The sequence below is a fragment of the Pseudomonas simiae genome, from assembly GCF_000934565.1.
In the GTDB taxonomy this organism is placed as follows: Bacteria; Pseudomonadota; Gammaproteobacteria; order Pseudomonadales; family Pseudomonadaceae; genus Aquipseudomonas; species Aquipseudomonas simiae.
This window is the reverse complement of sequence record NZ_CP010896.1, coordinates 5,842,228-5,869,108: the sequence shown is the minus strand read 5'-3', so window position 1 is coordinate 5,869,108 and position 26,881 is coordinate 5,842,228. Positions and strand designations below refer to the sequence as shown.

Below are 26,881 nucleotides of genomic sequence, written 5' to 3'. Positions count from 1 at the left end.
TGTTACAGTTTCGTTACCGAAAATAGCATCGCCTCTTATCTGCAAACACAGGAAATGAGAGCAATTGCATGTTCTCTTATGAACATGTCGCGATTAGATAAGTGCTGGTCGTGATTGAGTTTGTGAGACGCTGGAGATCCAAAGGTGGGAGCGGGCTTGCTCGCGAAAGCGGTGGGTCAGCCAGTGCATGTGTCACTGAACCACCGCATTCGCGAGCAAGCCCGCTCCCACATTGACCGCATTTCACATCGTTTAGCGAGTTTGCACGACTACCTTGCCCACCGCCTTGCGCTGTCCCAAATCATTAATTGCCTGGGCGGCCTGTTCCAGCGGATACACCTGGGACACCAACGGCTTTAACTTGCCCTCGGCATACCACGTGAACAGCTGTTGGAAATTTGCCGCATTGTCCTGCGGCTGGCGCTGGGCAAACGAGCCCCAGAACACCCCAACCACCGCCGCGCCCTTGAGCAGCGCCAGGTTCACGGGCAGCTCCGGAATGCGCCCGCTGGCAAACCCCACCACCAGCAAACGGCCGTTCCAGGCAATGGCGCGGATCGCCTGATCAAACAGGTCGCCACCCACCGGGTCGTAGATCACATCGGCGCCGTTGCCGTCGGTGAGGCGCTTGATTTCGTCTTTCAGGCTGGCTTCGCTGTAGTTGATCAGCTCATCGGCGCCGGCGGCCTTGGCCACTTCGAGTTTATCGGCGCTACTGGCAGCAGCGATCACCCGTGCGCCCATGGCTTTGCCGATTTCCACGGCGGCCAGGCCCACGCCACCGGAGGCGCCGAGTACCAACAGGGTTTCGCCGGGTTGCAGGTTGGCCCGTTGTTTCAGCGCGTGCATGGACGTGCCGTAGGTCATGCTGAAAGCCGCTGCAGTGTTGAAGTCCATGCTCGGTGGGATCGGCAGCACGTTGTAGCTGGGCACTGCGACTTGCTCGGCAAAGCTGCCCCAGCCCGTTAGCGCCATGACGCGGTCACCGACGTTCAAGTGGCTGACCTTTTCTCCCACTTCACTGACCACGCCCGCCGCTTCGCCACCCGGCGAAAACGGGAAGGGCGGTTTGAACTGGTACTTGCCCTCGATGATCAGCGTGTCCGGGAAATTGACCCCGGCGGCATGCACGTCCAACAGGATCTCGTTCTTCTTGATCGTTGGGCTTGCGACATCTTCCAGCACCAGGGTTTCGGCAGGGCCGAAGGCTTTGCACAGCACAGCTTTCATCGGACTATTCCTTTTGGCGTCGTGGCCGATAAGTGTAGGAGGGCAGGCGCGTGGGTCAACAAGCATGCCCCGGCCTGATAAGCCGCCATAAGCTTGTGCTCAGCCTTGCTAGCGTTATGCTACCCGGCAACCGAATTTGAGGAATGAACTGTGAAAGCGTGGATCCTGTTGATGCTGGCCCTGACCTTGCCGATGGCAGCCCAGGCCGAAGAAGCCAAAGAAGGCGAGGCGCCGAAGGTCAGCTATATCAGCCTGAGCCCGCCGTTCGTGGGTAACTATGGCCTGGATGGCACGGCGAAACTCAAGGTATTCAAGGCCGACATCGCTTTGCGCGTGACGGGCGCCGAAGCGGCGGCACTGGTGAAAGCCAATGATCCATTGATCCGCAACCAGCTGGTAGCGCTGTTCACCCAGCAGACCAACGAGGCCATGAGCACCGTCGAAGGCAAGGAAAAGCTGCGCCAGGAAGCGCTCAAGCAAACCCAACAAGTGATGAGCGACGAGACGGGCAAGCCGGTGGTGGAAGACCTGTTGTTCAACAACCTGATCATCCAGTAATCCACCTAAGCCCCATGGGGCCTGGCTTCTATTGTGAGCAGGCTCCGACAGGCTACGACGCGAGGCTCTTGCGGAACCTCGCCAACGCCACTGCAAAAAACAGCAAACCAATCCCCGCCAGCGCCAGCAAGTCCGGCCACACCACGCTCACGCCTGCATCGCGAAACAGAATCGCCGCACTCAAACTCACAAAGTGCGTCGATGGCGAGCCCTGCATCACCCACTGCAACCACTCGGGCATGCTGTCCAGCGGCGTGCTGCCGCCTGAGAGCAGTAGCATCGGGATAATGACTGGAATCGCCAGCAGGCCGAACTGCGGTGTCGAGCGGGCAAGCGTCGCGAGGAAAATCCCCAGCGCCGTACTGGCAAACAGGTACAGCGCCGTCACGAACAGGAACAGCCCCAGCGACCCGGCCAGCGGCACGCCAAGCAGTCCTTTGACCACCACTTCCAGCGACAGCCAGGTGCACAGCACCACCACCAGCATATTGCTCCAGATTTTTGCCAACATGATCTCCAGCGCCGTCAGCGGCAGCACCAGCAGGTGGTCGAGGGTACCGTGCTCGCGTTCGCGCAGCAGCGCGGTGCCGGTCAGGATAATGGCGAGAATAGTGATGTTGTTGACGATCTGGATCACCGCCAGGAACCAGCCGCCTTCCAGGTTGGTGTTGAACAGCGCGCGGGTAGTGAGCAGGGCGGGCGCCTGGTTGGCGGCGGCTTGCCCGCTATAGGTCAGCAGTTCCCGCTGGAAAATCCGCCCGATATAGCCCGCGCCCATGAACGCTTGGCTCATCGCCGTGGCGTCGACATTCACCTGCACGCCCGGTTGGCGCCCTGCCAGCAGGTCTGCCTGGAAGTTCGCCGGCACATTGATCACGAAGGTGTATTCGCCGCTGTCCATGACCTTGTCCAACTGGTCATAGGCCAGAGGAATGGGCGCTTGAAACTCGGGCGGCTGCAGCGCCTCGGCCATCTGGCGGGAGAGCGAGCTGTGGTCTTCATCGACAAATGCCACGCTGGCATTGTGCACGCCGATCACTGAACCGGCGGCGGGCATATAGATGGCGACGGTGAAGGCGTAGAACAGAAACAGCAGCAACACGCCGTCGTGGCGCAGGCTGGTCAGTTCCTTTATGCCCAGACGCAGGATGTGCGCGAACTTATGCATCAGGCCTCCTGCTTCTTGAGCATGATCAGGCTCAGTCCGGTGAACCCGACGAAAAACCCGAACAGCGCCAAGCACTGTGGCCACAACTGGCGCAGGTCCAGGGCCTTGGTGAACGTGCCCACGGCGATATCCAGGAAGTGCCCTGCCGGGAACAGCATGCCCATCAATGCCGCCGCACCTTCCAGGGACGAGCGCGGCACGATCAGCCCGGAGAACTGGATGGTCGGCAGACTGGTGATGATCATGGTGCCGAGGATCGCCGCGATCTGCGTACGGGTGAACGCAGAAATCAGCAGGCCCATGCTGGTGGTCGCCAGCACGTAGAGCAGGCCGCCAAACGCCAGCGTCAGGCCGCTGCCCTTGAACGGCACGCCGAACAGCCAGCGGTTCATTGCCACCAATACCGCCAGGTTGACCAGGCTCACGGCCAGGTACGGCGCTTGTTTGCCGAGCAGGAATTCCAGACGGGTCAGCGGCGTGGCGTAGAAGTTGGTGATAGAGCCCAACTCCTTCTCGCGCACGATGCCGAGGGCGGTGAGCATCGCCGGGATGAACGCCAGGATCAGCGCCATCACACCGGGGCCGATGGCGTTGACGCTGACCACGTCCTGGTTATAGCGAAAGCGCGTTTCCAGCTTGGCGGCCGCTGGGTGGTTGCGGGGCAGGCTGCTCAGTTCGGCCAGTTGCTGCAGGTTCTCCTGGTGCACGGCCTCTACATAGTTACGGCTGGTTTCCGCGCGAAACGGCATGCCGCCATCGAGCCATGCGGCTACGCTGGGCTGGCGACCGGCGTAGAGGTCGCGACCAAAACCGGGAGGGATCTCCAGGGCCAGTTTGATTTCCGAGCGTTGCAGGCGCCGGTGCAGTTCATTCGAGTCCCGGATGGGCGGCTGCTCGGCGAAATAGCGTGAACTGCGAAACCCCTCCAGGTAGGCACGGCTTTGCGGCGTCTGGTCCTGGTCGTAGATGGCGAAGGCGAGGTTTTCCACATCCAGGGAAATGCCGTAGCCGAAGATCACCATCATGAACATCGCGCCCAGCAGCGCGAAGGCCATGCGTACTTTGTCGCGCAGCAGTTCCTTGCCTTCGCGGCTGGCCACGGCTAACAGGCGAGCCAGGCTGAAACCGCGTTTGCTCACGGGCGGCGCGCCGGTTTCGCTGACGGTTGCGGTGGGGGCATCGGATTTGGCTTCGCCTTGAGCCTGTTCCAGGCAGGTGACGAACGCTGCTTCCAGCGTATCGCCGTGGAATTGCCGTTGCAGCGCATCCGGCGTATCGCAGGCCAGCACCTCGCCCGCGTGCATCAGGGAGATGCGGTCGCAGCGCTGGGCTTCGTTCATAAAGTGGGTGGACAGGAAGATGGTCACACCTTGTTCGCGGGACAGCTCGATCAGCAACCGCCAGAAGTCATCCCGTGCGGCCGGGTCGACGCCCGACGTGGGTTCGTCGAGGATCAGCACTTCCGGGCGATGCAGCACCGCCACCGCCAATGACAAGCGCTGGCGCAGGCCGAGGGGCAGTTCACCGGACGGTTGTTCGGCGACGTCACCGAGATCGAAGCGCTGGATCAGCTCATCAATGCGCGGGCCACTCTCGGCCTTGGGTAAGTCGAACAGTTGCGCATGCAGCACCAGGTTCTGGCGCACGCTGAGCTCGCCATACAGTGAGAAGCTTTGCGACATGAAACCCACGCGCTTGCGGGTCGCCAGGTCCTTGGCGTTGACCGGGTTGCCCAGCAGGGTCGCGCTGCCTTCGGTGGCGGGCATCAGCCCGGTGAGCACCTTCATGGTGGTGGTCTTGCCGCAGCCGTTGGAGCCGAGGAAGCCGAAGATCTCGCCTCGGCCGATGGCGAAGCTGACCTTGTTTACCGCCGTGAAATCGCCGAAACGCAGGGTCAGGTCGTGGGCTTCGATGGCGATGTCGGTGGTGTCGCTTTCTCGCGGTGGGATCAGCAGCGGCTGGTTGCTGTGGGCGCTGTTGCCCTGGAAGTGGGTGAAGGCCTCGTCCAGTTTGCCGCTGGGTGTTGCGTCAGCCAATTCACTGCTCAGCCCGTCCGCAATCAGCTTGCCGCGATCGAGCATCAGGCAATGTTCGAATTGCTCGGCTTCCTCCATGTAGGCCGTGGCCACCAGCAGTGTCAGTTGCGGGCGTTCGCCGCGTACGCTTTCGACTAGCTCCCAGAAGCGTCTGCGTGAAAGCGGGTCGACGCCGGTGGTGGGCTCGTCGAGGATCAACAAGTCCGGGTCGTGGATCAGCGCGCAACACAGGCCGAGCTTTTGTTTCATTCCTCCGGAGAGTTTGCCGGCCGGGCGGTCGGCGAAGCGCGCAAGGTCGGTGGACAGCAGCAGGTTGTGCATGCGCTGTTCGCAGTCGGCTTTCGACAGGCCAAACAGTGTGGCAAAGAAACGGATGTTTTCGCTGATGGACAACTCGGGATACAAGTTGCCGCCCAGCCCTTGAGGCATGAAGGCGATGCGCGGGTACAGGCTATTGCGGTGGCGGCGATCTTCAATCGCACCGCCAAGCACGTTCAACTGACCGTCCTGAAGCTTTTTAACCCCGGCGATCAAGCCCAGCAGGCTCGACTTGCCCGCGCCATCCGGGCCGATCAACCCGCAGCGCGTACCGGCCGGCAGGTTGAAAGTGATGTCGACCAGGGCCTGTTGCTGGCCGTAGCGGTGGTTGATCCCCGTCGCCTGCAGCGCCAGGGCGCTCATCGCAGGTTGGCCGGCCAGTCGATGTCAGCCGTGCGCACGTAGCCTGCGCCGGGCATGCCGGGTTTGGCTTGCGGCACGGCGCTGGGTTGGGTCAGGCGCAGTTTGACGCGAAACACCAGTTTCTGGCGTTCGTCGCGGGTTTCCACTTCTTTGGGCGTGAACTGCGATTTGGCGGCTACAAAGCTGATCTTGGCCGGCAGTGGTTGGTCGGGCAGGGCATCGAGCAGGATGCGTGCGTCGCTGCCAACGGTGAGGCGGCCGGTGACGGAGGCGGGCAGGTAGAGGTTCATGTATTGATCGTTGGGATCGATCAGCAACAGTACGCGTCCTCCCGCGCCCAGCACTTCGCCAGGCTCGGCCAGACGCAATTGGATAATCCCGTCGATGGGCGCGCGCAGGCTGCTGTCATCGATCTCGCTGGTGAGTTGGGCCACCTGGGCTTGGGCTGCGCCGATGGCGGCTTTCACCGAGGCTACCTGGGCTTGTGCGGCAACCACCGCCGCATTGCCGGTGTTCTGACGCGCTTGCTGCTGGTCGATCAGTTGGCTGCTGGCGAAGCCGCGCTTGTACAACTCTTGGGTGCGCCTGAGTTCCTGGTTCGCCAGCAGTTGTTCGCTTTGTCGCAATTGCACATTGGCTTCGGCAGCGGCGAAGTTTTCCTTGGCGCGCAGTACTTCGGCTTCGGCCTGTGCGCGTTGGGCTTCCAGCGTGCGGGTGTCCATGCGTGCAAGTAGCTGGCCCTTGAGCACCTTGTCGCTTTCGTCCACCCGCACTTCGGCGAGGCGCCCGGGGATCTTGGCGGCAATCTGCACTTCGGTGGATTCCAGGCGGCCATTGCCCATGCTCAGGCCCTCGGGCAGGCGGTCCTGGGTGGAGCGCCAGTAGCCGAAGCCACCGGCACCCAACAACAGGGCGATGAGGGCGATGGCGAAAAGACGGGAGGTGTGGTGATTCGTCGACATGGCTGCTTCCTGCGGCATTAGCGTCCTAGTTTGAACGGTTTGCCCCGGCGGGGCCTTGATACCGATCAGTTAAAGCAAATTGATCACGGCAGCCCATTGCTCGGGCGTGACGGCCATCACCGATAACCGGCTGCCTTTTTGTACCAGGGGCAGTTCGGCCAGGGCGGTTTGCTGCTTCAGGTAACCAAGGCCCAACACGTTGGGAAAAGTCTGGACATGGGCGACGGTGATCGCGCTCCACGGATTTTTTTCCGGGGTGGCTTTGGCGTCGAAGTAGTGGCTTTCGGGCTCCAGCGCGGTCGGGTCCGGGTAGGCCGCTTCAACGATTTTACCGATGCCGGCAATGCCTGGCTCCGGGCAGCTGGAGTGGTAGAAGAAAAACAGGTCACCCACCGCCATGGCACGCAGGAAGTTGCGCGCCTGGTAATTGCGCACCCCGTCCCAGCGGGCTTCGCCGAGCTTTTCCAGGCCTTTGATAGAGAGTTCGTCGGGCTCGGATTTCATCAGCCAATAGGCCATTTTTGGGCTCCTGAAAAAAGCAGTGGGCAAGTTGTCAGGCAATTTGATGACAAACCGACAGTCGGTTGGCGTCAAGGTTTGCGTGTTGGTTCACGTTACCGCAGAATGCCGGCTTTTAAAGCTTGACGCAGCTGCAACGGACTACTTTGGAACGTTGTTGTCATCGTGTACGAGGTGCCTGCAGGGGGGCAATCGATGCAACGTAAACCGGATTTACTATGGATTTTGGTGATTTTGTTTGGTCTGGGCGTCGTGACCACCGGGTATGCCCAAAGCTTATGGTCGAACAAGACCGATGCACCCGTTGAACTGGCTCAGCAGCAGCCGCAACCGTTCAAACGCTGACCCCTCTTCTAAGGCGCCGCTGACTCCAGTGGCGTCTTCGCAATATACCAACGCTTATCGGTGACGGTGCCCGCCAGCGGCACATCCCAGTTTGCCTGTGCCAATCGATCGACCTTCTGACATTCGTGGGCCAGGCCCAGCAGCGTCGGCTTGCGCCAGCTCTGACGGCGCGCCAGGTAGGCCAGGCTGCGATCGTAGAACCCGCCGCCCATGCCCAGGCGTCCTCCTGCATCATCGAAACCCACCAACGGCAGCAGCACCAGGTCCAGCGCCCAGACCTTGCGTTGGCGGCTGATATTCACCCGTGGTTCCAGGATACGAAAGCGATTGGGCAGCAGCTTTTCCCCGGGCCTTACGCGCTGGAACACCATCTTGGTCCGTGGCCAGGCGCTGAGCACCGGCAGGTAGGTGGCCTTGCCCCGGCGCTGGGCCGCGCGCAACAGCAGGCGCGGATCGATTTCACCGTCCGTCGGTAGATACAAGGAAATATGTTTGGCCCGACGAAACAGCGGGTGCTGTGCCAGTTGCCGATACAGGCCGTGGGCGGCCTTGCGCTGCTCGCTCGGCGTGAGGGCGCGGCGGGCTTTGCGCAACATGCGTCGAAGTTGCGGACGGGAAAGCGGCGCAGGTTCGGTCATGGTTTCGGCTCATAAAACAATGCCAGTCCGAGGACTGGCATTGAGTTTGGGAATTCAGGCTCCCCGACAGAGCCGCTGTCGACTTAGCCCTTGAACCCGAAAGTTCAAGGTGGAAGATGCAGTAGGCTTTAAGGCTTTCCGTCTAGCGGACATGCACACCAGCCCAACGTGCAACTTCCAGGGTAGTGCGAATCGGCTCAGGGACATCGCCGACTGGCAAACACGCCAGGGAGTGGGGCGAGTATACCTTAAACAGTCGCCGCAATCAGCCCTTGGGTGCGTCTGAATCGCTGGAAAGCACCAGATCGACACGCTCCAGCAGGTCACGCACCTGCTCACGCGTCGAGCCGCTGGCCTGCACGTCAGGGCGTTCCTGCTTATGCAGTAAATCGTGGGTGATATTCAGGGCGGCCATCACGGCGATGCGGTCGGCGCCGATGACTTTGCCGCTGCTGCGGATCTCACGCATCTTGCCATCCAGGTAGCGGGCGGCGCTCACCAGGTTGCTGCGCTCCTCCTGGGGGCAAATGATCGAATACTCTTTGTCGAGGATCTGCACGGTGACGCTATTGCTTGAACTCATGAGTCTTGCTCCAGGGCCTTCAGGCGCGAAATCATCGATTCGACCTTACGCCGGGCGATTTCGTTTTTTTCAATGAGGTGAGCGCGTTCCTCGCGCCAGGTCTTTTCCTGAGCTAATAGGAGTCCGTTTTGACTCTTAAGTTGCTCGACCCGAGTAATTAGCAATTCGAGTCTGGCCATCAGCGCTTGCAGGTCGGTGTCTTCCATTGGGTTCCACTGGATTTGTCTGATGAATGGCAACTGCAGGATAAACGATCTGACGCCCTTGATAGTCTTGGTACGTCTGCCGGTGCTAGGATACAGCGCTCCATTCTAGACATTGCGCCGTCTGGCGCCTAGCTCACCATGCCTATTCAGAACTCCCCGTACGACGCTTTTTCCAAACTGCTGAGCACCAGCGGCCACCCATGCTCGCCTGCCGAACTGCACGGCGTGTTGCTGGGCCGCAGTTGCACCGGCGTTGGCTTTGATGCCGACAACTGGCTGGCAGACGTGGCCGAGCTGCTGGAAACCGAACCGACCGACAACGTGCGCAACGCGCTGATCGGCCTGCAAGAGATGGTCAAGGGCGAGCTGACCGGTGATGACGTCACCGTGGTCCTGCTGCTGCCGACCGACGACGCGCCGCTCGCCGAGCGCGCCGCCGCCCTGGGCCAATGGTGCCAAGGCTTCCTCCACGGTTTCGGCGTCAACGCCGGCGGCCTGGAACTGAGCACCGACGCCAAGGAAGTGTTGCAGGACCTGGCCGCCATCTCCCAGGTGCAAGATGCCCTGGAAGAATCCGAAGACGGTGAAGGCGACTACATGGAAGTCATGGAATACCTGCGCGTCGCGCCGTTGCTGCTGTTCACCGAGACCAAGAAGTCCGCTGAGCCTGCTGCACCCAAGCCGTCGCTGCACTAAAAAGGAAGCCCATCTGCCCATGATCCATATCCCCCGAGCGGAATACACCCGACGCCGCAAGGCGCTCATGGCGCAGATGGAACCCAACAGCATCGCGATCCTGCCGGCCGCTGCCGTGGCGATCCGCAACCGTGATGTCGAGCACGTGTACCGCCAGGACAGTGACTTCCAGTACCTGAGTGGCTTCCCCGAGCCGGAAGCGGTGATCGTGCTGATGCCGGGTCGCCAGCACGGCGAGTACGTGCTGTTCTGCCGTGAGCGCAATGCCGAACGCGAACTGTGGGACGGCCTGCGCGCCGGCACCGAAGGCGCGATCCGTGACTTTGGCGCGGACGACGCGTTCCCCATCACCGATATCGACGACATCCTGCCCGGCCTTATCGAAGGCCGCGACCGGGTGTATTCGGCCATGGGCAGCAACGCCGAGTTCGATCGGCACCTGATGGACTGGATCAATGTGATCCGCTCCAAAGCCCATCTGGGCGCCCAACCGCCGAACGAATTCGTTGCCCTGGATCATCTGCTCCACGACATGCGCCTGTATAAATCGGCGGCAGAAGTGAAGGTGATGCGCGAGGCCGCGCGAATCTCCTGCGCGGCCCACGTGAAGGCGATGCAGGCCAGCCGGGCCGGCTTGCATGAGTTCAGCCTGGAAGCCGAGCTGGATTATGAATTTCGCAAAGGCGGCGCGAAGATGCCAGCCTATGGCTCCATCGTCGCCGCCGGGCGCAACAGCTGCATCCTGCATTACCAGCAGAATGACGCGGTGCTCAAGGACGGCGACCTGGTGCTGATCGACGCCGGTTGTGAGATCGACTGCTACGCCAGTGACATCACCCGCACCTGGCCGGTCAATGGCAAGTTTTCGCCGGAACAGAAGGCGATCTACGAAATAGTACTGGCTTCCCAGGAAGCCGCGTTTGCCGAGATCGCTCCGGACAAGCATTGGAACCAGGCCCACGAGGCGACGGTGCAGGTCATCACCGCCGGGCTGGTGAAGCTGGGATTGTTGCAAGGTGACGTTGACGAGCTGATCGCCAACGAAGCGTATAAAGCCTTCTACATGCACCGCGCCGGCCACTGGCTGGGCATGGATGTGCATGACGTGGGCGAGTACAAAGTGGGCGGTGAATGGCGGGTGCTGGAAGTCGGCATGGCGTTGACCGTGGAGCCGGGCATCTATATTTCGCCGGACAACCAGACTGTGGCAAAGAAATGGCGTGGCATTGGCGTACGCATCGAGGACGACGTGGTAGTGACCAAGCAAGGCTGTGAAATCCTGACCGGCGGTGTGCCCAAAACCGTGGCCGACATCGAAGCGCTGATGGCGGCTGCCCGATGAGCCGGGTCAATCTGGCAATCATCGGCGGCGGCCTGGTAGGCGCCAGCCTGGCGTTGGCGTTGCAGGCCGGGGCCAAGGCGCGGGGCTGGAAGATCGTGCTGATCGAACCCTTCGCGCCGGGCGACCACTACCAGCCAAGCTACGATGCGCGCTCTTCCGCCTTGTCCTACGGCGCGCGGCAGATCTATCAGCGCCTGGGCCTGTGGCAGGACATTGCCCGTCGCGCCGAGCCGATCAAACAGATCCACGTGTCCGACCGTGGACGCTTCTCTACCGCGCGGCTGTCTGCCATGGAAGAGGGCGTGCCGGCGCTCGGTTATGTGGTGGAAAACGCTTGGCTGGGCCAATGCCTGTGGCAAGGCCTGGATAAAGACGTGGTCAGCTGGCGTTGTCCGGCGGAAGTCACGCGCATGGAGCCGCTGCCCGATGGCTACCGCCTGACGCTCAACGATGAAACCGTCCTGGAATGCGACCTCGCCGTACTGGCTGACGGTGGCCGCTCCGGCCTGCGCGAGCAATTGGGTATTGGCGTGAAAACCCGCCCGTACAACCAGAGCGCGCTGATCGCCAACATCACCCCCAGCGAATCCCATAACGGCGAAGCGTTCGAGCGTTTCACCGATGAAGGCCCGATGGCCTTGCTACCACTGCCGGACAACCGCTGCGCGCTGGTGTGGACCCGCATCGGCATGGACGCGCAACGCCTGGCCAATCTCGACGAACGCAGCTTCCTGAGTGAATTGCAGGGCGTGTTCGGCTACCGCCTGGGCACGCTGAAGCAAGTGGGCGCTCGTCATCTGTACCCGCTGACGTTGGTTGAAGCCGAGGAACAAGTGCGCTCGCACCTGGCGGTCCTTGGCAATGCCGCCCACAGCCTGCACCCGATTGCCGGACAGGGCTTCAACCTGTCCCTGCGTGATGCGAATGCGTTGGCCGATGCTTTGCTGGCCGGGCCGCAAGTGCCGGGTGACCTGGCCACCTTGCAGGGCTATCGGGACCGACAGCGCCTCGACCAGAAACTCACCGTGGGCTTCTCCGACCAGGTCACGCGCCTGTTCGGCAGCGCCCAGCCGTTGGTCGCGCTGGGTCGCAACATGGGCCTGCTGGGCCTGGATCTGTTGCCGCCGGCCAAGCGCTGGTTCGCCCGTCAGGCCATGGGCCTGGGCACGCGCCCCGATGCGTAAGTGGTTGATCGAACGCCTCGGCAAGGCGCGGTTGTTGCGTTGGATCATGACCCTGTATCCACCGTACCTGGGCGCGGGGGTCAGCGTGCGGCATATGAGCGCCGATTTTCGTCAGGTTAAAGTGCGCATGGGCCTGGGCTGGTACAACCGCAACTATGTCGGCACGCAATTCGGCGGCAGCCTGTATTCGATGGTTGATCCGTTCTACATGCTGATGCTGATGGAGAACCTGGGCCGCGACTACATCGTGTGGGACAAGGCCGCGAGCATCGACTTTGTCTCGCCGGGCAAAGGCCCGGTGTATGCCGAATTTTCCATCGACGAAGCCTTGCTGGACGAGATTCGTCGACACACCGAAGGTGGCGAGAAGTACCTGCCCCACCTCAAGGTGCAGATTCATGACGGCTCCGGCACCCTGGTGGCGCGGGTCGACAAAACCCTTTACGTGCGGCGCAAGCCGCCAGTGAGACAGGCTTAAAGCATGGACATGCGCGCAGATGTGCTGATTGTCGGGGCCGGAATGGTCGGAAGCGCCCTGGCGCTGGCGTTGCAGGGCAGTGGCCTGCAGGTGCTGCTGCTTGACGGCAGCCCGCTGAGCGTCAAGCCGTTCGACCGTGACGCGGCCTTCGAGCCACGGGTGAGCGCCTTGTCGGCCGCCAGCCAGCGCATCCTCGAGCGCCTGGGCGTGTGGGATGGCATCGTGTCTCGGCGCGCCAGTCCTTACGGCGAGATGCAGGTGTGGGACGGCAGCGGCACCGGGCAGATCCACTTCTCGGCGGCCAGCGTGCATGCCGAGGTGCTCGGGCACATCGTCGAGAACCGCGTTGTGCAGGATGCCTTGCTCGACCGCCTGCATGACTGCGACCTGGGCCTGCTGGCCAATGCACGCCTGGAACAGATGCGCCGCTCCGGCGATGACTGGTTGCTGACCCTGGCCGACGGCCGCACGTTGCGCGCGCCGCTGGTGGTGGCTGCCGATGGTGCCAACTCCGCCGTGCGCCGCCTGACCGGCACCGCGACCCGCGAATGGAACTACCTGCATAACGCCATCGTCACCAGCGTGCGCAGCAGCGAGCCGCACCAGCGCACGGCGTGGCAACGCTTTACCGACACCGGCCCGCTGGCGTTCCTGCCGCTTGTGCGGGACGGGCAGGAGGATTGGTGTTCGATCGTCTGGTCGACGACGCCGGCCGAGTCCGAGCGCTTGATGGCGCTGGATGATGAAAGCTTCTGCCGCGAACTGGAGCGGGCTTTTGAAGGTCGTCTCGGTACGGTGCTGAGCGCCGACCCGCGCGTCTGCGTGCCGTTGCGCCAGCGTCACGCCAAACGCTACGTGGCCGAAGGCCTGGCATTGATCGGCGACGCGGCCCACGTCATCCACCCATTGGCAGGGCAGGGCGTGAACCTGGGCTTTCTAGACGCAGCGACACTGGCCGAAGTGCTGCTGTCGGCGACCGAGCGCGGCGAGCGCCTGGCAGATGTGAAGGTGCTGAGCCGCTACGAACGCCGACGCATGCCGCACAATCTGGCGCTGATGGCGGCGATGGAAGGTTTCGAGCGGTTGTTCCAGGCTGACCAACTACCGCTGCGCTGGTTGCGTAATGCCGGGTTGAAGCTGGTCGACCAGATGCCCGAAGCCAAGGCCGTGTTTGTACGCCAGGCGCTGGGCCTGACCGGCGATCTCCCTGACCTGGCCAAACCCTGACATTGAAGCCCGGTCCCTGTGGGAGCGGGCTTGCCCGCGAAGAGGCCATCAGCTCCACCGCAAAATGCTGGCTATGCAACATCTGGTAACGCCTCCACCAAGCGCTACCAAATGTGAGTCCTTATCATTTGCCCTCTTTTTGCAAATGAGAGACTGCCCCCATGTTGGCACCCAAGCGCCTCCTGACTGCTCTGGCACTCACCTTGATCGGCAGCACCACCGTGCAGGCCGCCGACGAAGTGGTGGTCTACTCCTCGCGCATCGATGAACTGATCAAGCCGGTGTTCGATGCCTACACCCAGAAAACCGGCGTGCAGGTGAAGTTCATCACCGACAAGGAAGCCCCGCTGATGCAGCGCATCAAGGCCGAGGGCGAAAACGCCACCGCCGACCTGCTGCTTACCGTCGACGCCGGCAACCTCTGGCAGGCCGAGCAGATGGGCATTCTGCAACCGTTCACCTCCCCGGTGATCGACAAGAACATCCCCCTGCAATATCGCTCTTCAAAACATACCTGGACCGGCTTGAGCCTGCGCGCGCGGACCATCGCCTATTCCACCGACCGGGTAAAACCGGGCGACCTCACCACCTACGAAGCCTTGGCCGACAAGCAGTGGGAGGGCCGCCTGTGCCTGCGCACGGCGAAAAAGGTCTACAACCAGTCGCTGACCGCCACCTTGATCGAAACCCACGGTGCGGCCAAGACCGAAGAAATCGTCAAGGGCTGGGTGAACAACCTGTCCACCGACGTGTTCTCCGATGACATCGCCGTGCTGGAAGCGATCAACGCCGGGCAGTGCGACGTAGGCATCGTCAACACCTACTACTACGGCCGCCTGCACAAGCAGAAGCCGGACCTGGCGGTAAAACTGTTCTGGCCGAACCAGGGCGACCGTGGCGTGCATGTGAACCTGTCGGGCATCGGTCTGACCCAGCACGCGCCGCACCCGGAAGCCGCCAAGGCGCTGGTGGAGTGGATGACCACGCCTGAGGCGCAGAAGATCTTTGCCGACGTGAACCAGGAGTTCCCGGCCAACCCGGCCGTGGCGCCGTCGGCGGAAGTGGCGAGCTGGGGCAAGTTCGTGGCGGACACCTTGCCGGTGGAAGTGGCGGGCAAGCGCCAGGCCGAGGCGATCCGGTTGATGGATCGAGCTGGCTGGAACTAAGCTCGGCCTCAACTGCACCGCCGATCAAATGTGGGAGCTGGCTTGCCTGCGATAGCATCACCTGGGTATCACTGATACACCGAGGTGCCTGCATCGCAGGCAAGCCAGCTCCCACATGGGTTAGCGGTGACTTCAAAATCTTCATTTGCCTGAGAGCTTTTCCTTGGCCCACCCCGCCCAACGCCGCTGGTACCTGCCGGTCTTCACCGTTGCCGCCCTGGTGCTGCTGCCGCTGAGCGTACTGCTGCTGTCCTGGCAAAGTATCGACGCACAAATCTGGTCGCACCTCTGGGAAACCCAGATGCCGCGCCTGCTGGGCAACACACTGACCCTGGTGTTGGGAGTCGGTGTCGGCGTAACCGTGCTGGGTGTCAGCCTGGCGTGGCTGACCAGCCTCTGCGAATTCCCCGGCCGGCGCTGGCTTGACTGGGCGTTGATGCTGCCCTTCGCCATCCCTGCGTATGTTCTGGCGTTCGTGTTTGTGGGGCTGCTGGACTTCTCCGGGCCTGTGCAAACCCTGCTGCGCGAATGGTTCGGCACCGGGCTGCGTCTGCCACGGGTGCGCTCCACCGGCGGTGTGATCATCGTCCTCGTGCTGGTGTTCTACCCCTACGTCTACCTGCTGGCGCGCACTGCATTCCTGGCCCAGGGCAAAGGCTTGATGGAGGCTGCACGGGTGCTGGGGCAATCGCCATGGCGAGCGTTCTGGCACGTGGCCTTGCCTATGGCGCGGCCGGCGATTGGCGCCGGGGTTGCGCTGGCGTTGATGGAGACCCTGGCGGATTTCGGTGCGGTTTCGGTGTTCAACTTCGACACGTTCACCACCGCCATCTACAAGACGTGGTACGGCTTTTTCAGCCTTTCCAGCGCTGCCCAGTTGGCCAGCCTGTTGCTGTTGGTGGTGATGCTGGTGCTGTATGGCGAGCGTCGCGCTCGGGGTGCCAGCCGACCGAGCAACGAGCGACCACGGGGCAAGGCGCTGTACCGCCTGCGGGGGTTCAAGGCGGCGGCGGCCAGTGGCTGGTGCGGGCTGGTGTTCGCCTGTGCGTTTGTCATCCCGATGCTGCAACTGGTCGTCTGGTTCTGGCAGCGTGGCCGCTTCGATCTGGATGAGCGTTATTCGGGCCTGATCATCCACACCCTTTACCTGGGCGGGATCGCCGCCTTGATCACGGTCAGCGTGGCGCTGGTGCTGGCCTTTGCCAACCGGCTGGCGCCAACGCGGGCGATCCGCTCCGGCATCAGCCTGGCCAATGTCGGTTATGCCTTGCCGGGTTCGGTGCTGGCGGTATCGATCATGTTGGCGTTCAGCTATCTGGACCGTGAACTGGTGGTGCCGTTGTCCGGCTGGTTCGGCGGCGCGGGCAAGCCATTGCTGTTGGGCAGCCTGTCGGCACTGGTGCTGGCTTATCTGGTGCGATTCCTGGCGGTGGCCTATGGACCCTTGGAAAACAGCCTGGCGCGCATCCGGCCCTCCTTGCCGGAAGCCGCGCGCAGTCTTGGCGTATGCGGTCCACGACTGTTTTGCAAAGTGTATCTGCCGTTGCTGCTGCCGGGGACCTTGAGCGCAGCGCTGCTGGTCTTTGTCGATGTGCTCAAGGAAATGCCCGCGACCCTGCTGATGCGCCCGTTCGGCTGGGACACCCTGGCCGTGCGGATCTTTGAAATGACCAGTGAAGGCGAATGGGCGCGGGCTTCTTTGCCCGCGTTGACACTGGTGCTGGTAGGCCTGTTGCCGGTGATCGGGCTGATTCGGCGCTCTGCCCGCCAAATCGGTTAGGTGCCAGTCCTACAGCTTGCGGCTACAATGCGCGGCATTCGGTGCGCTTCGTCTTTCGGAGCGGGTCGCTGAACGTGCTGCAGACCTTGTAATTCAAGGTGTTCGGCACGAACAGTAGCTCCGCGCACCTTCGCCACGCCCGGAAGGAGAAACCCATGGGACAGCGTACGCCTCTGTATGACCTGCATCTCGCCCTTGGCGCGAAAATGGTCGATTTTGGCGGTTGGGATATGCCTCTGCACTACGGCTCGCAAGTTGAAGAACACCATCAGGTGCGACGCGACTGCGGGGTGTTCGATGTATCTCATATGACCGTGATCGATGTCACCGGCCCCCAGGCCAAGGAATGGCTCCAGTACCTGCTGGCCAATGATGTCGAACGTCTGCACGACTGCGGTCGTGCGTTGTACAGCGCCATGCTTAACGAAAAGGGCGGCGTGGTGGATGACATGATTGTCTACCGCACCGAGTCCGCTTATCGCCTGGTGGTCAATGCCTCCACGCGCGACCAGGACATGACGTGGATGCACGCGCAGCTGGGCAATTACCAGGTGCAGCTGCATGAACGCCCTGAGCTGGCCATGCTCGCTATCCAAGGCCCTCACGCCCGGCAGAAGATTGCCGAGCTGGTTACCCAGTCTCGCAGCACGCTGATTCACCAGCTCAAGCCCTTCGAAGGCCAGGCCGATGGCGATTGGTTTATAGCGCGCACGGGTTACACCGGTGAAGACGGCCTGGAGATTGTCCTGCCGGCCGATCAGGCACCGGGCTTTTTCAACGACCTGGTAGGTGCCGGTATTTCACCCATCGGCCTTGGCGCCCGCGATACCCTGCGCCTGGAAGCAGGCATGAACCTCTACGGTCAGGACATTCACCAGGATATTTCGCCCCTGGCGTCGAACATGGCCTGGAGCATTGCCTGGGAGCCCGCCGAGCGTAACTTCATTGGTCGTGCTGCGCTGGAAGCGGAAAAAGCGACGGGTGTCCAGTTCAAACTGGTCGGCCTGGTACTGGAAGAGCGCGGGGTTTTACGTGCTCATCAGGTGGTTCGTATCGCCAATATTGGCGAAGGGGAGATCACCAGTGGTAGTTTCTCTCCTACGCTGAGCAAATCCATTGCCCTGGCGCGTGTACCGACGGCCACTGCCGATCGGGCCGAAGTGGAAATCCGCGGCAAGTGGTACCCGGTTCGAGTGGTCAAACCGACCTTCGTGCGCCATGGCAAAACCTTGATCTAACCTATTTTCGGCAGGCCAATGGCCGCTGACATTACCTCTTGAGGACACAGATTATGAGCGATATCCCTGCCGACCTGCGTTTCGCCGAAAGCCACGAATGGGCACGCCTGGAAGCCGACGGCACCGTGACCGTCGGTATTTCCGACCATGCACAGGAAGCGTTGGGTGATGTGGTGTTCGTTGAGCTGACCGAAGTCGGCAGCGTGTTTGACGCGGCGGCCCAGGCGGGTGTGGTGGAGTCGGTGAAGGCCGCTTCGGATATCTACTCGCCGGTAGCTGGCGAAGTGATCGCGGTGAACGAGGCCTTGAGCGACGAGCCAGAGCTGTTGAACTCCGACCCGTACGGCGCGTGGATCTTCAAGCTCAAGCCAAACGACCCGGCTGATCTGGAAAAACTGCTGGATGCTGCTGGCTACAAAGCCGCCATCGGCGAGTAAACGCCAATAGCTGGACCGGCTCAAAACAATGTGGGAGCTGGCTAACCTGCGATGCGGGCACCTCGGTGTATCAGTGATACCCAGGTGATGCACTCGCAGGCTAGCCAGCTCCCACAGCTGATTATGGCTAGCCGGCTTTCAGGACCGCCTTCACTGCTGCCACCGACCGCTCCACATCCGCTTCTGTCATTGCTGTGAACATCGGCAACGACACGATCAAACGACCTACCTTTTCTGCCACCGGGAACATACCTTCCTTGAACCCCTGCGCGCGATAAAGGCTCAGCAGGTGGATCGGTGGGTAGTGATAGCCAATGCCGACGCCGTGGGCCTGCATCTGCTCCATGAAGGTGGCGCGGGCCGGCAGACCGTCCTGGCGTTCCGGCAGCACCAGTTGGAACAGGTGCCAGTTGCTGTTTTCGAAGTCGGCCGGTGGCAGTTGTGCGCCGTATTGCTCTTCAAAATCACTGCCAAAGCATTTGAAATAATGCCGCGCCAGGTTCTGACGATGCGTGGTGATCTGCTCGATATGGGCAAACTGCCCCAGGCCAATGGCGGCGGCGATGTCGGTCATATTGAATTTGCCGCCCAGCACATCCACATCCAAACCGTCGAAGCCGGTGCGGGTAACGCCCTGCAGACGATATTTTTCCGCCAGCCGCGCTTCCTCGGCGTTGTTCAAGACCAGGCAACCGCCCTCGGAAGACGTGATGTTCTTGTTGGCCTGGAAGCTGAAAGACACGAAATCACCGGTGGCGCCGATACGCTCGCCATCCCAGCTGGAACCCAGCGCCTGAGCAGCATCCTCGACGATGCGCAGGTTGTACTTGTTTGCCAGCGCATACAGCATCGGCATGTCCAGGGGCAGGCCGGCCAGGTAAACCGGGATGATCGCCTTGGTGCGCGGGGTAATCGCGGCCTCCACTTGGGCCAGGTCGATGTTGCGGGTGACCGGGTCGATATCGGCAAACACCGGCGTGGCGCCCACTTCCAGGATCACGTTGGCCGTGGCAACCCAGGAGATCGGCGTGGTAATCACTTCATCGCCCGGCCCAATCCCGGCAATGCGCAAGGCAATCTCCATGGTGCACGTCCCGGAGTTGAAGGTGCGCACCGGCCGGCCGCCAAAGTATTCCGACAACTGAGCCTCGAACGCCTGCACTTTCGGCCCACTGGTGATCCAGCCTGAGCGCAGTACATCGCCGACCGCCGAGATGGTGGCTTCATCGATGGTGGGTTTGGAGAACGGCAGGAAGGGCTGTTGGCTCATGACGACGAAGGCATCCGTTTCAGAGTGGCGTTGAGTGGGCGAGGTAGCAGTACCGGCATGGTTGCACGGCTTGACTGAATATAGCCTGTCGCCTGTGAATGAATCGTCGTCGGTTGGGCAAAAAAATGCCGCTTCAAAAGCGGCATTCTCTAATGGGACTCAGAAGGTGTACCGCGCTTCCAGGAACACGTTCTGCTCTTTGAGCTTGCCTTTGAGTTGTTCATCACGAGCGTTCACACGGTTTGCGAAGGTGTTGTAGCCGGTTTCCACGTCACCCATGGCGATGTAACGATAGCCCGCTCCCAGACTCAGTTGCTGGCTAACCTTCGCTTCCAGACCCATGCCTACGCTATAGGCGAGGTTGTGTTGGCGGTTGTTGGCGAAACGGCGGCTTTCATTGGTTTGATAGCCTTCGGCTTCAATGCGTGCGACGCCGACACCTGCCATACCGTAAAACGACAACCACTGGTTGATAGGGATATCTTTATAGCCGTTGAGCATCAAGCGTTGGCTCTGGACCTGCAAACTGTTGACGTTGGCATTAAAGGGGGCCCAGTAGGATTTGAATGTCGAGTTGTTCGGCAGCGTGTATTCCCCTTCCAGTCGCCAGCCATTGTCAAAGCTATAGCCAGCGGCGAAAGAGGCCACGAATGACTTGCTGCTATCCGGGGCGTCCACCCGTTCAGTCACGCGAGGGCTGGTGAGCAACGAACTGGAGAGGTTCTGGCGGGCATTGTTGAATTTGGCTGATCCGTACCAGCTTTCTGCCTGGGCGTAGGCGGTAGCAAATGCAGAGAGCAGCAGAGCGTAGGCAATCTTGTGCATGGGCAGTGATTCGCTTTATTCAAAAAGGAACCCTTAGCTTGTTGCCCGGCAGGAAGAGGCTCCACAGGACTTGTCCGTATTCAGCTGTGAAAGCAGGAACATTTATGTAGTGCTCAGGTGCGATGACCGTAGGAGCTGAAGACAAAAAAATGCCGCTGTTTAAAGCGGCATTTTTTATCGAACCCGAGTTATTCGGTAACTGCGTTTTTCGCGAGAATGGCGTTGGCCAGTTCCATATCCGTGGCTTGCAGGCCAGGGTTGTCGGCGCGGACTTTCTGCATGGCCGCTTCCAGGTACGGGCCGCGGATGCCGCCGTCGCTGGCAACAAAGCTGCCTGCGTCATCCTGGGCGGCGACCACCAGCTTGTGGTCCTTGAAGGTCAGGTACGTCGAGCCAGTGGTGGCGCCCGACGAGATGACATTGCGCCAGAAACTGTCGGCCATGGCTGAACCGACAGGGAGGGAAAGCACAGCGAGGGTTGCGACAGCATATTTGAGACGCATGATGGGTGACTCCGGGTGGGTTATCTGTACATTATGATTGTAGTTATCCCGACCGAGTTCCCTCACTGACTAAACAGTTTCAACCCTTAACACCACGCCTTCTTGGCCAATCACCCGGACTTGAGCACCTGCAGCGCTGTCCGGGCCGGTGACCATCCATACGCCGTCACCGACCTTTATCTTGCCTCGCCCATCCACAATTGCCTGATGCACCACGAAGGTGCGGCCGATCAGCTCCGAGCCACGCTCGTTCAGTCCCGGCTGGTCGCTGGCCTTGGCACTGCTGCGCTGGCGCCTCCACCAATACACCGCGGTCAGGATCGACAACACGGCAAACAGTAGGAGTTGCCACTCCAGCCCCAAGGGTGGCACCAGGAACTTGATCACACCCACGGCCGCCGCCGCGATGCCCATCCACAGCAGGTAACCACCGGCACCGAATACCTCAAGGATCAACAGCACCGTACCCAGTGCCAGCCAATCCCAAAACGACAGATGCTGCAGGAAATCCCACATGGCGCTGGCCTCAGCCTTTCTTGTTGTCGAACGTTGCCTTGACGATCTCGCCGATACCACCGACTGCACCGATCACCTGGCTGGCTTCCAGCGGCATCAGGATGACCTTGCTGTTGTTGGCCGATGCCAGCTTGCCCAGCGCATCAATGTATTTTTGCGCGACGAAGTAGTTCACCGCTTGCACATTGCCCGACGCGATCGCTTCCGACACGACTTGCGTCGCGCGGGCTTCTGCTTCGGCCTGACGTTCGCGGGCTTCAGACTCCAGGAACGCCGCCTGCCGGCTACCTTCGGCCTCAAGGATCTGCGCCTGTTTCTTGCCTTCGGCGGTCAGGATTGCCGATGCTCGCAGCCCTTCCGCTTCAAGGATCTGTGCACGCTTGATTCGCTCGGCTTTCATCTGGCCCGACATGGCGGCCATCAGGTCGGCGGGCGGGCTGATGTCCTTGATCTCGATACGGGTGATCTTGATGCCCCACGGCGCGGTGGCTTCGTCTACGGTCTTCAGCAGTTTTTCGTTGATGCCATCACGCTGGCTGAGCATGGCATCCAGCTCCATGGACCCGAGTACGGTACGGATGTTGGTTTGCAGCAGGTTGCGGATGGCGTGTTCGAGGTTGTTGACCTCGTACGCGGCCTGGGCGGTGTTGACCACCTGGAAGAAACACACGGCGTCGATCTGCACAGTGGCGTTGTCGGCGGTGATGACTTCCTGGGGTGGGATATCCAGCACGCTTTCCATCACGTTGATCTTGCGACCAATGCGGTCCATGACCGGGATGATGATGTTCAGGCCAGGTTTGAGGGTGTTGGTGTAGCGGCCGAAACGCTCGACCGTCCACTGGTACCCCTGTGGGACCACCTTGAAACCCATGAATAGGATGGCAATGGCCAATCCCACGAAAAGAAGCAGTACGGTTCCGATCTGCATAGCGATTCCCTATCTGAATGTTTCAGTGAAACGACGTTGAGCCGATTGTAACGGTGTTGTCACCGATAAGAACGGTTTCACTGCTTATCAAACAAAGGATTTGTTACCGAATCCCCAGGCGTTACTCGTAATACTTCTGCCATCGTGGTCAGCCCCGCCTCGACCTTTTTCACGCCGGCCATGCGCAGGCTGCACATCCCTTGGGCAATCGCTTTCTGGCGCAGGGCGTGTAGATCGGCGCCGGGTGTGATCAGGGTTTTGAGTGCTTCATTCAGCACCATGATTTCGTAAACACCGGCTCGCCCCCGATAACCGCTCTGTCGACACTCCCCGCATCCGACCGCCTCATGGGCGTCACCCAGCGTCCGCTTGCAATGAGGGCACAACACCCGCACCAGCCGCTGCGCCATCACCCCCAGCAAGGTGGCCTTGATCAAATAATGAGCAATGCCCAGTTCCTGCAAACGGCTGATGGCGCTGGGGGCGTCGTTGGTATGCAGGGTCGACAGCACCAGATGCCCAGTCAACGCGGCCTGGATCGCCATTTCGGCGGTCTCTTGGTCGCGGATCTCGCCAATCATGATGATGTCCGGGTCCTGGCGCAGCAGGGCGCGGATGCCGCTGGCGAAGGTCAGGTCGATGTTGTGCTGCACCTGCATTTGGTTGAACGTGGGCTCGACCATCTCGATCGGGTCTTCCACGGTGCACAGGTTGACCTCCCGGGTCGCCAGTTGCCTGAGTGTGGTGTAGAGCGTGCTGGTCTTGCCCGAACCGGTCGGGCCGGTCACCAGGATGATGCCGTGAGTCTGGCGCGTCATGGATTGCCAGCGTCGCTGGTCATCCGCCGACAGGCCAAGCTGGTCAAAGCCCTTGAGCAACACCTGCGGGTCGAAAATCCGCAGCACCAACTTCTCGCCAAATGCCGTGGGCAAGGTGGAAAGGCGTAGCTCAACCTCAGCGCCCGTCGGGCTTTTGGTTTTGACCCGGCCGTCCTGGGGCCTGCGTTTTTCTGCCACGTTCATGCGGCCCAGGCTTTTCAGGCGGCTGACTACCGCCATCGTTACCTGGGGCGGAAACTGGTAGACATCATGCAGCAGCCCGTCGATACGAAAGCGCACACGTCCCTGTTCACGGCACGGTTCAATGTGGATATCACTGGCGCGCTGGGCGAAAGCGTACTGCAGCAGCCAGTCGACGATATTGACGATGTGTGCGTCATTGGCATCCGGTTCCTGTTCGCGGGCGCCGAGGTTGAGCAGATCGACGTTGCCAGCTGCCACCACCTTTTGATCGGCTCCGCTGACGGACTTCGCCAGCCGGTAGAACTCACCGATACAGCGCGTAATGTCCTGGGGATTGGCGACCACGCGTTTGATCGAACGCTTGAGCACCTGCGAAAGCCCGGCTTCCCAACTGGTGACATGGGGCTGGGCGCTGGCGACGGTGACGGTTTGGGCATCCACCGCCACCGCGAGGATGGCGTGGCGTTGGGCGAACGCGTGGGACATCAGTGGCACTACCGTCGCCACGTCGATTTTCAATGGGTCGATGCGCAGATAAGGTTGCCCGGCCCGTTGGGCGAGCCATTCGGTCAGGGTTTCCAGGCACAGGCCTTGGGCTGCGATGCTCTCCAATGGGTGCAGGGTGTTGCTGGCCGGCAGCGCCGACAAGCGTTGGGCGATTTCTGGCGTGATCAGCCGCCCTTCGACCAAAGCCGGCAACAGTTGATGCAGTTCCAATCGTTGATCAACCGGCATGAAGGTTTTCCTGGGTGGCTGAGGGCGTAAGTCCCAGGCTAGACAGCCGCTGAACATCTTCCTCCCAGTGTGTATTGCAGGCTTTTACTGGGCGACCGCCACCACCGCTTGAGGCCCTACGGAATCAGCCGACCACATATCCAGAGTGCACACGCTGATCAGGTTTCGAATCTTTTCACCGATCACCTGGGCCCGGTGCCAGCTCAGGCCGTCCATCACGATGTCGATGTTCAGCAGGTCCTCTTCGCGGTTCACCATGACCTGTCGCGGCGTGAGGAATTGCAGGGCGAAATAGTTGAGGACCCGGCACAACAGGTCGGGCTCCGCCTCGGCGACGATTCGGTAATGCGCCTGGCAATGAACGCTGTTGACGGCCCACGCGTCGACGCGGGTAACGGGGTAGTTGGTTTCGACGGCGTGCATGGGAAAGCTCCAGATTCGACTGGAGAAATTTTTACATTCGCCAGCGGAGATTTCTTATCTAAGATGAGCCTGTTTTAGGAATAATCGAATTGATCAATTCAAGATAGGCACCATTGAAGGTATTTATATGCACAGCGAGTTGGACGCTTACGACCGCCGTATCCTGGCCTTGCTGCAAGAGGACGCCTCGCTGTCCAGCGCACAGATCGCCGAACAGGTGGGCCTTTCTCAGTCACCTTGCTGGCGGCGTATTCAACGTCTCAAGGAAGAGGGCGTGATTCGCGGCCAGGTGACTTTGCTGGATCGCAAGAAGATCGGCCTCAATACGCAGATCTTCGCCGAGGTCAAACTCAACGCCCACGGGCGCTCCAACTTCACCGAGTTCACCGACGCGATTCGCGGGTTTCCGGAAGTGCTGGAGTGTTATGTGCTGATGGGGGCGGTGGATTTTCTGCTGCGCATCGTTACCTCGGACATTGAGGCCTATGAGCGGTTTTTCTTCGAGAAGTTGTCGATGGTGCCGGGGATTCAGGAGGTCAATTCGATTGTGGCGTTGTCGGAGATCAAGTCCACCACCAGCCTGCCAGTGTTGCGCTGACAGGGCCGGCCTCATCGCGGGCAAGTCCACAGTGGATTGAGTTCACAGCTACCTGTCTGTGAACACAATCAGCGTGGGAGCCGGGCTTGCCCGCGATGACATCGTTACAGACGCAACAAAGTCTTCCAGGCCCGGTTCTGATACACCGCAATCGCCTGATGCATCCGCGCATCCAGCGACTCATCGGTGATCGGCTGGTTGGCCAGTTGGGCCAACTTGTTCAGCTCACCGTACAAACGGTCCAGCTCCGGAATGTCCACCACCTGACGCGCATGGTGCAGCCAGGCCTGGATGCGTTCGATACGCGGCAGTTGCTCGGCCAGGTCTTCCGGCTGTTGCTGGTAGCGCGGCAGTTGCAGGGCGACGGCGTCCTCGGCGAGCAGGCGCGGCAGCCAGTTGGTGAGTTGCGCAGCGCCCTGGCGGTTGCCACGCACGTTGCGGTCGGCAGTCCAGGTACGGGCGAGCAGCCAGCGCGAGGCGTTCAGGGAAAACAGGCCCCAGCGCACGTCTTCCAGTTCTTCGGTGAACTGTTCCGGCGCGGCTTTGCGGATGTCTTCGTCGTCGTCACCGGCTTGAACCAGTGGGCGCCAGTCTTCCAGCAGGGCATCCAGTGCGCTGCGCAGTTCGCTGGTGGATTGACGCGGTGCGGCCTGGCCGAGGCTGCCGACCAGGGCGCGCAGTTCGCCGAGGTTGTCGACCCAGTCTTGCAGCAGGCGCCAGTGGCCATTGAAGCGGTACTGCTCGGCCAGGCGCTGGCTGCTGCCCAGCAGGTGCCACATGATCGCGGCGAAGGCGTCGTCCAATGGCATTTCGGCGTGCAGCTGTGGCGCCGGCAGGCTCAGGGAATAGCTGCTGGCGTCGTACAGGCGGTAGCCGCGCTCGGCCTTGCTGATATCGCATGGCATCAGTGCCAGGGTGGCGGCCAGTTCGGCGGCCAGCTCCAGCAATGCAGCCGGTTCGCCTTCGCGCAGTTCCAGCTCCAGCTCACAGATCTCTTCTTTCTGCTTGCCGACGACCACGTGGCCCAGGTCCAGGGCGGCTTCGATGACTACCTTGGCCTTGCCGCGGCCCCAGGCGATTTCGGCGCGTTCGCGCACGAAGTCGGTGGTGAAGATCGGCTTGAGGGTCTTTTTGTCCAACTCGGCCAATTGCTCGGGCCAGCATTCGCCGTCGAGTTTTTTCACGTCGAGCTTGGCTTTGGGCAGGTCCCAGTTGTATTCGTTGCGTTCCGACAAGCCGGCGACGCTTTGGCCGCGGGTCTTGAGGGTCTGGATGATGTCGTCACCGTCCTTGCGCAGGCGCAGGGCGACTTTGGCCTGGGCCAGATCGCGCTCGGGGGTGTCGAAATACTGGTTCATCAACTCACGGCGTTCCCAGCCACTTTTGTTGCGTTTTTTCAGGAGCGGGTGCTCACGCAGCGCCGCGAGGGTCTCGCGGCTGACGCGGAGTTTGATTTCAGTTTCTTTTTGCATGGCCGGTACATCCAGGATCGGGAGCGCAGCCGGGGAAAAGAGTGGCTGCCAAGGTCGTGCAGTGTACAGGAGTGAGCCCGGCAACGTGCCGCAACGGTTTATTGTGTCGTGC

28 protein-coding genes and 1 other RNA gene are annotated in these 26,881 nt (G+C 61.2%); 12 read left to right on the top strand and 17 right to left on the bottom strand.

Annotated features, from left to right (window positions below; translation table 11 throughout):
- Positions 1-252 precede the first annotated feature (252 nt).
- The gene (locus tag PF1751_RS26775) at positions 253-1,230 is read right to left on the bottom strand and encodes an NADPH:quinone oxidoreductase family protein (protein WP_021492625.1); all 978 of its coding nucleotides are present in this window, start codon (positions 1,228-1,230) and stop codon (positions 253-255) included.
- A gap of 150 nt (positions 1,231-1,380) precedes the next feature.
- On the opposite strand from PF1751_RS26775, the gene PF1751_RS26770 reads away from it, so the two are divergent.
- Complete coding sequence (locus PF1751_RS26770) at positions 1,381-1,788, top strand: flagellar basal body-associated protein FliL (protein WP_010207395.1); 408 nt, start codon at positions 1,381-1,383, stop codon at positions 1,786-1,788.
- 52 nt (positions 1,789-1,840) lie between these two features.
- Here the strand turns inward: PF1751_RS26770 and PF1751_RS26765 are convergent, their stop codons facing one another.
- The 4 genes from PF1751_RS26765 to PF1751_RS26750 form a co-directional block, all read right to left on the bottom strand.
- Entirely contained in the window at positions 1,841-2,956 is a 1,116-nt protein-coding gene (locus tag PF1751_RS26765) for an ABC transporter permease (RefSeq protein WP_044288047.1), read from the bottom strand.
- Positions 2,956-5,673, bottom strand: a complete 2,718-nt coding sequence (rbbA, locus tag PF1751_RS26760; protein WP_044288046.1) for a ribosome-associated ATPase/putative transporter RbbA — start codon at positions 5,671-5,673, stop codon at positions 2,956-2,958. Before rbbA ends, PF1751_RS26765 begins: the two co-directional genes overlap by 1 nt.
- Positions 5,670-6,635: an HlyD family secretion protein gene (locus PF1751_RS26755; RefSeq protein WP_044288045.1), complete on the bottom strand. Its 966-nt coding sequence runs from the start codon at positions 6,633-6,635 to the stop codon at positions 5,670-5,672. The genes rbbA and PF1751_RS26755 overlap by 4 nt, the downstream gene beginning before the upstream one ends.
- A 69-nt stretch (positions 6,636-6,704) precedes the next feature.
- On the bottom strand, positions 6,705-7,154 hold the full coding sequence (locus PF1751_RS26750; protein ID WP_010207388.1) for an EVE domain-containing protein: 450 nt from the start codon (positions 7,152-7,154) through the stop codon (positions 6,705-6,707).
- A 195-nt stretch (positions 7,155-7,349) separates the two neighbouring features.
- Between PF1751_RS26750 and PF1751_RS29335 the strand changes: the two genes are divergently transcribed.
- Complete coding sequence (locus PF1751_RS29335) at positions 7,350-7,499, top strand: hypothetical protein (protein WP_010207387.1); 150 nt, start codon at positions 7,350-7,352, stop codon at positions 7,497-7,499.
- A gap of 8 nt (positions 7,500-7,507) precedes the next feature.
- Here the strand turns inward: PF1751_RS29335 and PF1751_RS26745 are convergent, their stop codons facing one another.
- From PF1751_RS26745 to PF1751_RS26735, 4 genes are all read right to left on the bottom strand, one after another.
- Positions 7,508-8,137 (bottom strand): 5-formyltetrahydrofolate cyclo-ligase, encoded by a 630-nt coding sequence (locus PF1751_RS26745; RefSeq protein ID WP_044288044.1) that lies wholly within the window; start codon positions 8,135-8,137, stop codon positions 7,508-7,510.
- Positions 8,138-8,193: 56 nt separating this feature from the next.
- Positions 8,194-8,372, bottom strand: a non-coding RNA gene (gene ssrS, locus PF1751_RS28695) — 6S RNA.
- A 30-nt stretch (positions 8,373-8,402) separates the two neighbouring features.
- A complete protein-coding gene (locus tag PF1751_RS26740) occupies positions 8,403-8,720 on the bottom strand; it encodes a cell division protein ZapA (RefSeq protein WP_010207385.1) in 318 nt (105 codons plus the stop codon).
- On the bottom strand, positions 8,717-8,926 hold the full coding sequence (locus PF1751_RS26735; RefSeq protein WP_007982902.1) for a TIGR02449 family protein: 210 nt from the start codon (positions 8,924-8,926) through the stop codon (positions 8,717-8,719). The genes PF1751_RS26740 and PF1751_RS26735 overlap by 4 nt, the downstream gene beginning before the upstream one ends.
- Positions 8,927-9,064: 138 nt before the next feature.
- Between PF1751_RS26735 and PF1751_RS26730 the strand changes: the two genes are divergently transcribed.
- From PF1751_RS26730 to gcvH, 9 genes are all read left to right on the top strand, one after another.
- Complete coding sequence (locus tag PF1751_RS26730; RefSeq protein WP_021492630.1) at positions 9,065-9,622, top strand: YecA/YgfB family protein; 558 nt, start codon at positions 9,065-9,067, stop codon at positions 9,620-9,622.
- Positions 9,623-9,641: 19 nt separating this feature from the next.
- Positions 9,642-10,964, top strand: coding sequence for a Xaa-Pro aminopeptidase (gene pepP, locus PF1751_RS26725; protein ID WP_021492631.1), 1,323 nt, complete (start codon positions 9,642-9,644; stop codon positions 10,962-10,964).
- A complete protein-coding gene (ubiH, locus tag PF1751_RS26720) occupies positions 10,961-12,148 on the top strand; it encodes a 2-octaprenyl-6-methoxyphenyl hydroxylase (RefSeq protein WP_010207380.1) in 1,188 nt (395 codons plus the stop codon). Before pepP ends, ubiH begins: the two co-directional genes overlap by 4 nt.
- Complete coding sequence (locus PF1751_RS26715; RefSeq protein WP_010207379.1) at positions 12,141-12,626, top strand: DUF4442 domain-containing protein; 486 nt, start codon at positions 12,141-12,143, stop codon at positions 12,624-12,626. Before ubiH ends, PF1751_RS26715 begins: the two co-directional genes overlap by 8 nt.
- A 9-nt stretch (positions 12,627-12,635) precedes the next feature.
- Positions 12,636-13,853, top strand: coding sequence for a 2-octaprenyl-3-methyl-6-methoxy-1,4-benzoquinol hydroxylase (locus tag PF1751_RS26710; RefSeq protein WP_167337379.1), 1,218 nt, complete (start codon positions 12,636-12,638; stop codon positions 13,851-13,853).
- Between the two features lie 161 nt (positions 13,854-14,014).
- Positions 14,015-15,019 carry an extracellular solute-binding protein gene (locus PF1751_RS26705; RefSeq protein ID WP_010207376.1) on the top strand — a complete coding sequence of 335 codons (1,005 nt, stop codon included), beginning with the start codon at positions 14,015-14,017 and terminating at the stop codon, positions 15,017-15,019.
- Between the two features lie 163 nt (positions 15,020-15,182).
- A complete protein-coding gene (locus PF1751_RS26700) occupies positions 15,183-16,799 on the top strand; it encodes an ABC transporter permease (protein WP_044288041.1) in 1,617 nt (538 codons plus the stop codon).
- Positions 16,800-16,954: 155 nt separating this feature from the next.
- The gene (gcvT, locus tag PF1751_RS26695) at positions 16,955-18,037 is read left to right on the top strand and encodes a glycine cleavage system aminomethyltransferase GcvT (protein WP_010207372.1); all 1,083 of its coding nucleotides are present in this window, start codon (positions 16,955-16,957) and stop codon (positions 18,035-18,037) included.
- Positions 18,038-18,090: 53 nt separating this feature from the next.
- Positions 18,091-18,474 carry a glycine cleavage system protein GcvH gene (gene gcvH / locus PF1751_RS26690; RefSeq protein WP_010207370.1) on the top strand — a complete coding sequence of 128 codons (384 nt, stop codon included), beginning with the start codon at positions 18,091-18,093 and terminating at the stop codon, positions 18,472-18,474.
- A 127-nt stretch (positions 18,475-18,601) separates the two neighbouring features.
- Here the strand turns inward: gcvH and PF1751_RS26685 are convergent, their stop codons facing one another.
- The 7 genes from PF1751_RS26685 to PF1751_RS26655 form a co-directional block, all read right to left on the bottom strand.
- On the bottom strand, positions 18,602-19,744 hold the full coding sequence (locus PF1751_RS26685) for a DegT/DnrJ/EryC1/StrS family aminotransferase (RefSeq protein ID WP_010207369.1): 1,143 nt from the start codon (positions 19,742-19,744) through the stop codon (positions 18,602-18,604).
- Positions 19,745-19,903: 159 nt separating this feature from the next.
- The gene (locus tag PF1751_RS26680) at positions 19,904-20,569 is read right to left on the bottom strand and encodes an outer membrane protein (protein ID WP_010207367.1); all 666 of its coding nucleotides are present in this window, start codon (positions 20,567-20,569) and stop codon (positions 19,904-19,906) included.
- A gap of 188 nt (positions 20,570-20,757) precedes the next feature.
- The gene (locus PF1751_RS26675; protein WP_003176799.1) at positions 20,758-21,072 is read right to left on the bottom strand and encodes a DUF2388 domain-containing protein; all 315 of its coding nucleotides are present in this window, start codon (positions 21,070-21,072) and stop codon (positions 20,758-20,760) included.
- Positions 21,073-21,141: 69 nt separating this feature from the next.
- Positions 21,142-21,588 (bottom strand): NfeD family protein, encoded by a 447-nt coding sequence (locus PF1751_RS26670; RefSeq protein ID WP_010207365.1) that lies wholly within the window; start codon positions 21,586-21,588, stop codon positions 21,142-21,144.
- A 10-nt stretch (positions 21,589-21,598) separates the two neighbouring features.
- Positions 21,599-22,519 (bottom strand): SPFH domain-containing protein, encoded by a 921-nt coding sequence (locus PF1751_RS26665; RefSeq protein WP_010207363.1) that lies wholly within the window; start codon positions 22,517-22,519, stop codon positions 21,599-21,601.
- Between the two features lie 77 nt (positions 22,520-22,596).
- On the bottom strand, positions 22,597-24,276 hold the full coding sequence (locus PF1751_RS26660) for a GspE/PulE family protein (RefSeq protein ID WP_010207361.1): 1,680 nt from the start codon (positions 24,274-24,276) through the stop codon (positions 22,597-22,599).
- An 84-nt stretch (positions 24,277-24,360) separates the two neighbouring features.
- On the bottom strand, positions 24,361-24,699 hold the full coding sequence (locus PF1751_RS26655) for a hypothetical protein (RefSeq protein ID WP_010207359.1): 339 nt from the start codon (positions 24,697-24,699) through the stop codon (positions 24,361-24,363).
- A 127-nt stretch (positions 24,700-24,826) separates the two neighbouring features.
- On the opposite strand from PF1751_RS26655, the gene PF1751_RS26650 reads away from it, so the two are divergent.
- Positions 24,827-25,297, top strand: coding sequence for an Lrp/AsnC family transcriptional regulator (locus PF1751_RS26650; RefSeq protein ID WP_010207358.1), 471 nt, complete (start codon positions 24,827-24,829; stop codon positions 25,295-25,297).
- Positions 25,298-25,401: 104 nt separating this feature from the next.
- Here the strand turns inward: PF1751_RS26650 and PF1751_RS26645 are convergent, their stop codons facing one another.
- Positions 25,402-26,769 carry a CYTH domain-containing protein gene (locus tag PF1751_RS26645; protein WP_010207357.1) on the bottom strand — a complete coding sequence of 456 codons (1,368 nt, stop codon included), beginning with the start codon at positions 26,767-26,769 and terminating at the stop codon, positions 25,402-25,404.
- Positions 26,770-26,881 lie beyond the last annotated feature (112 nt).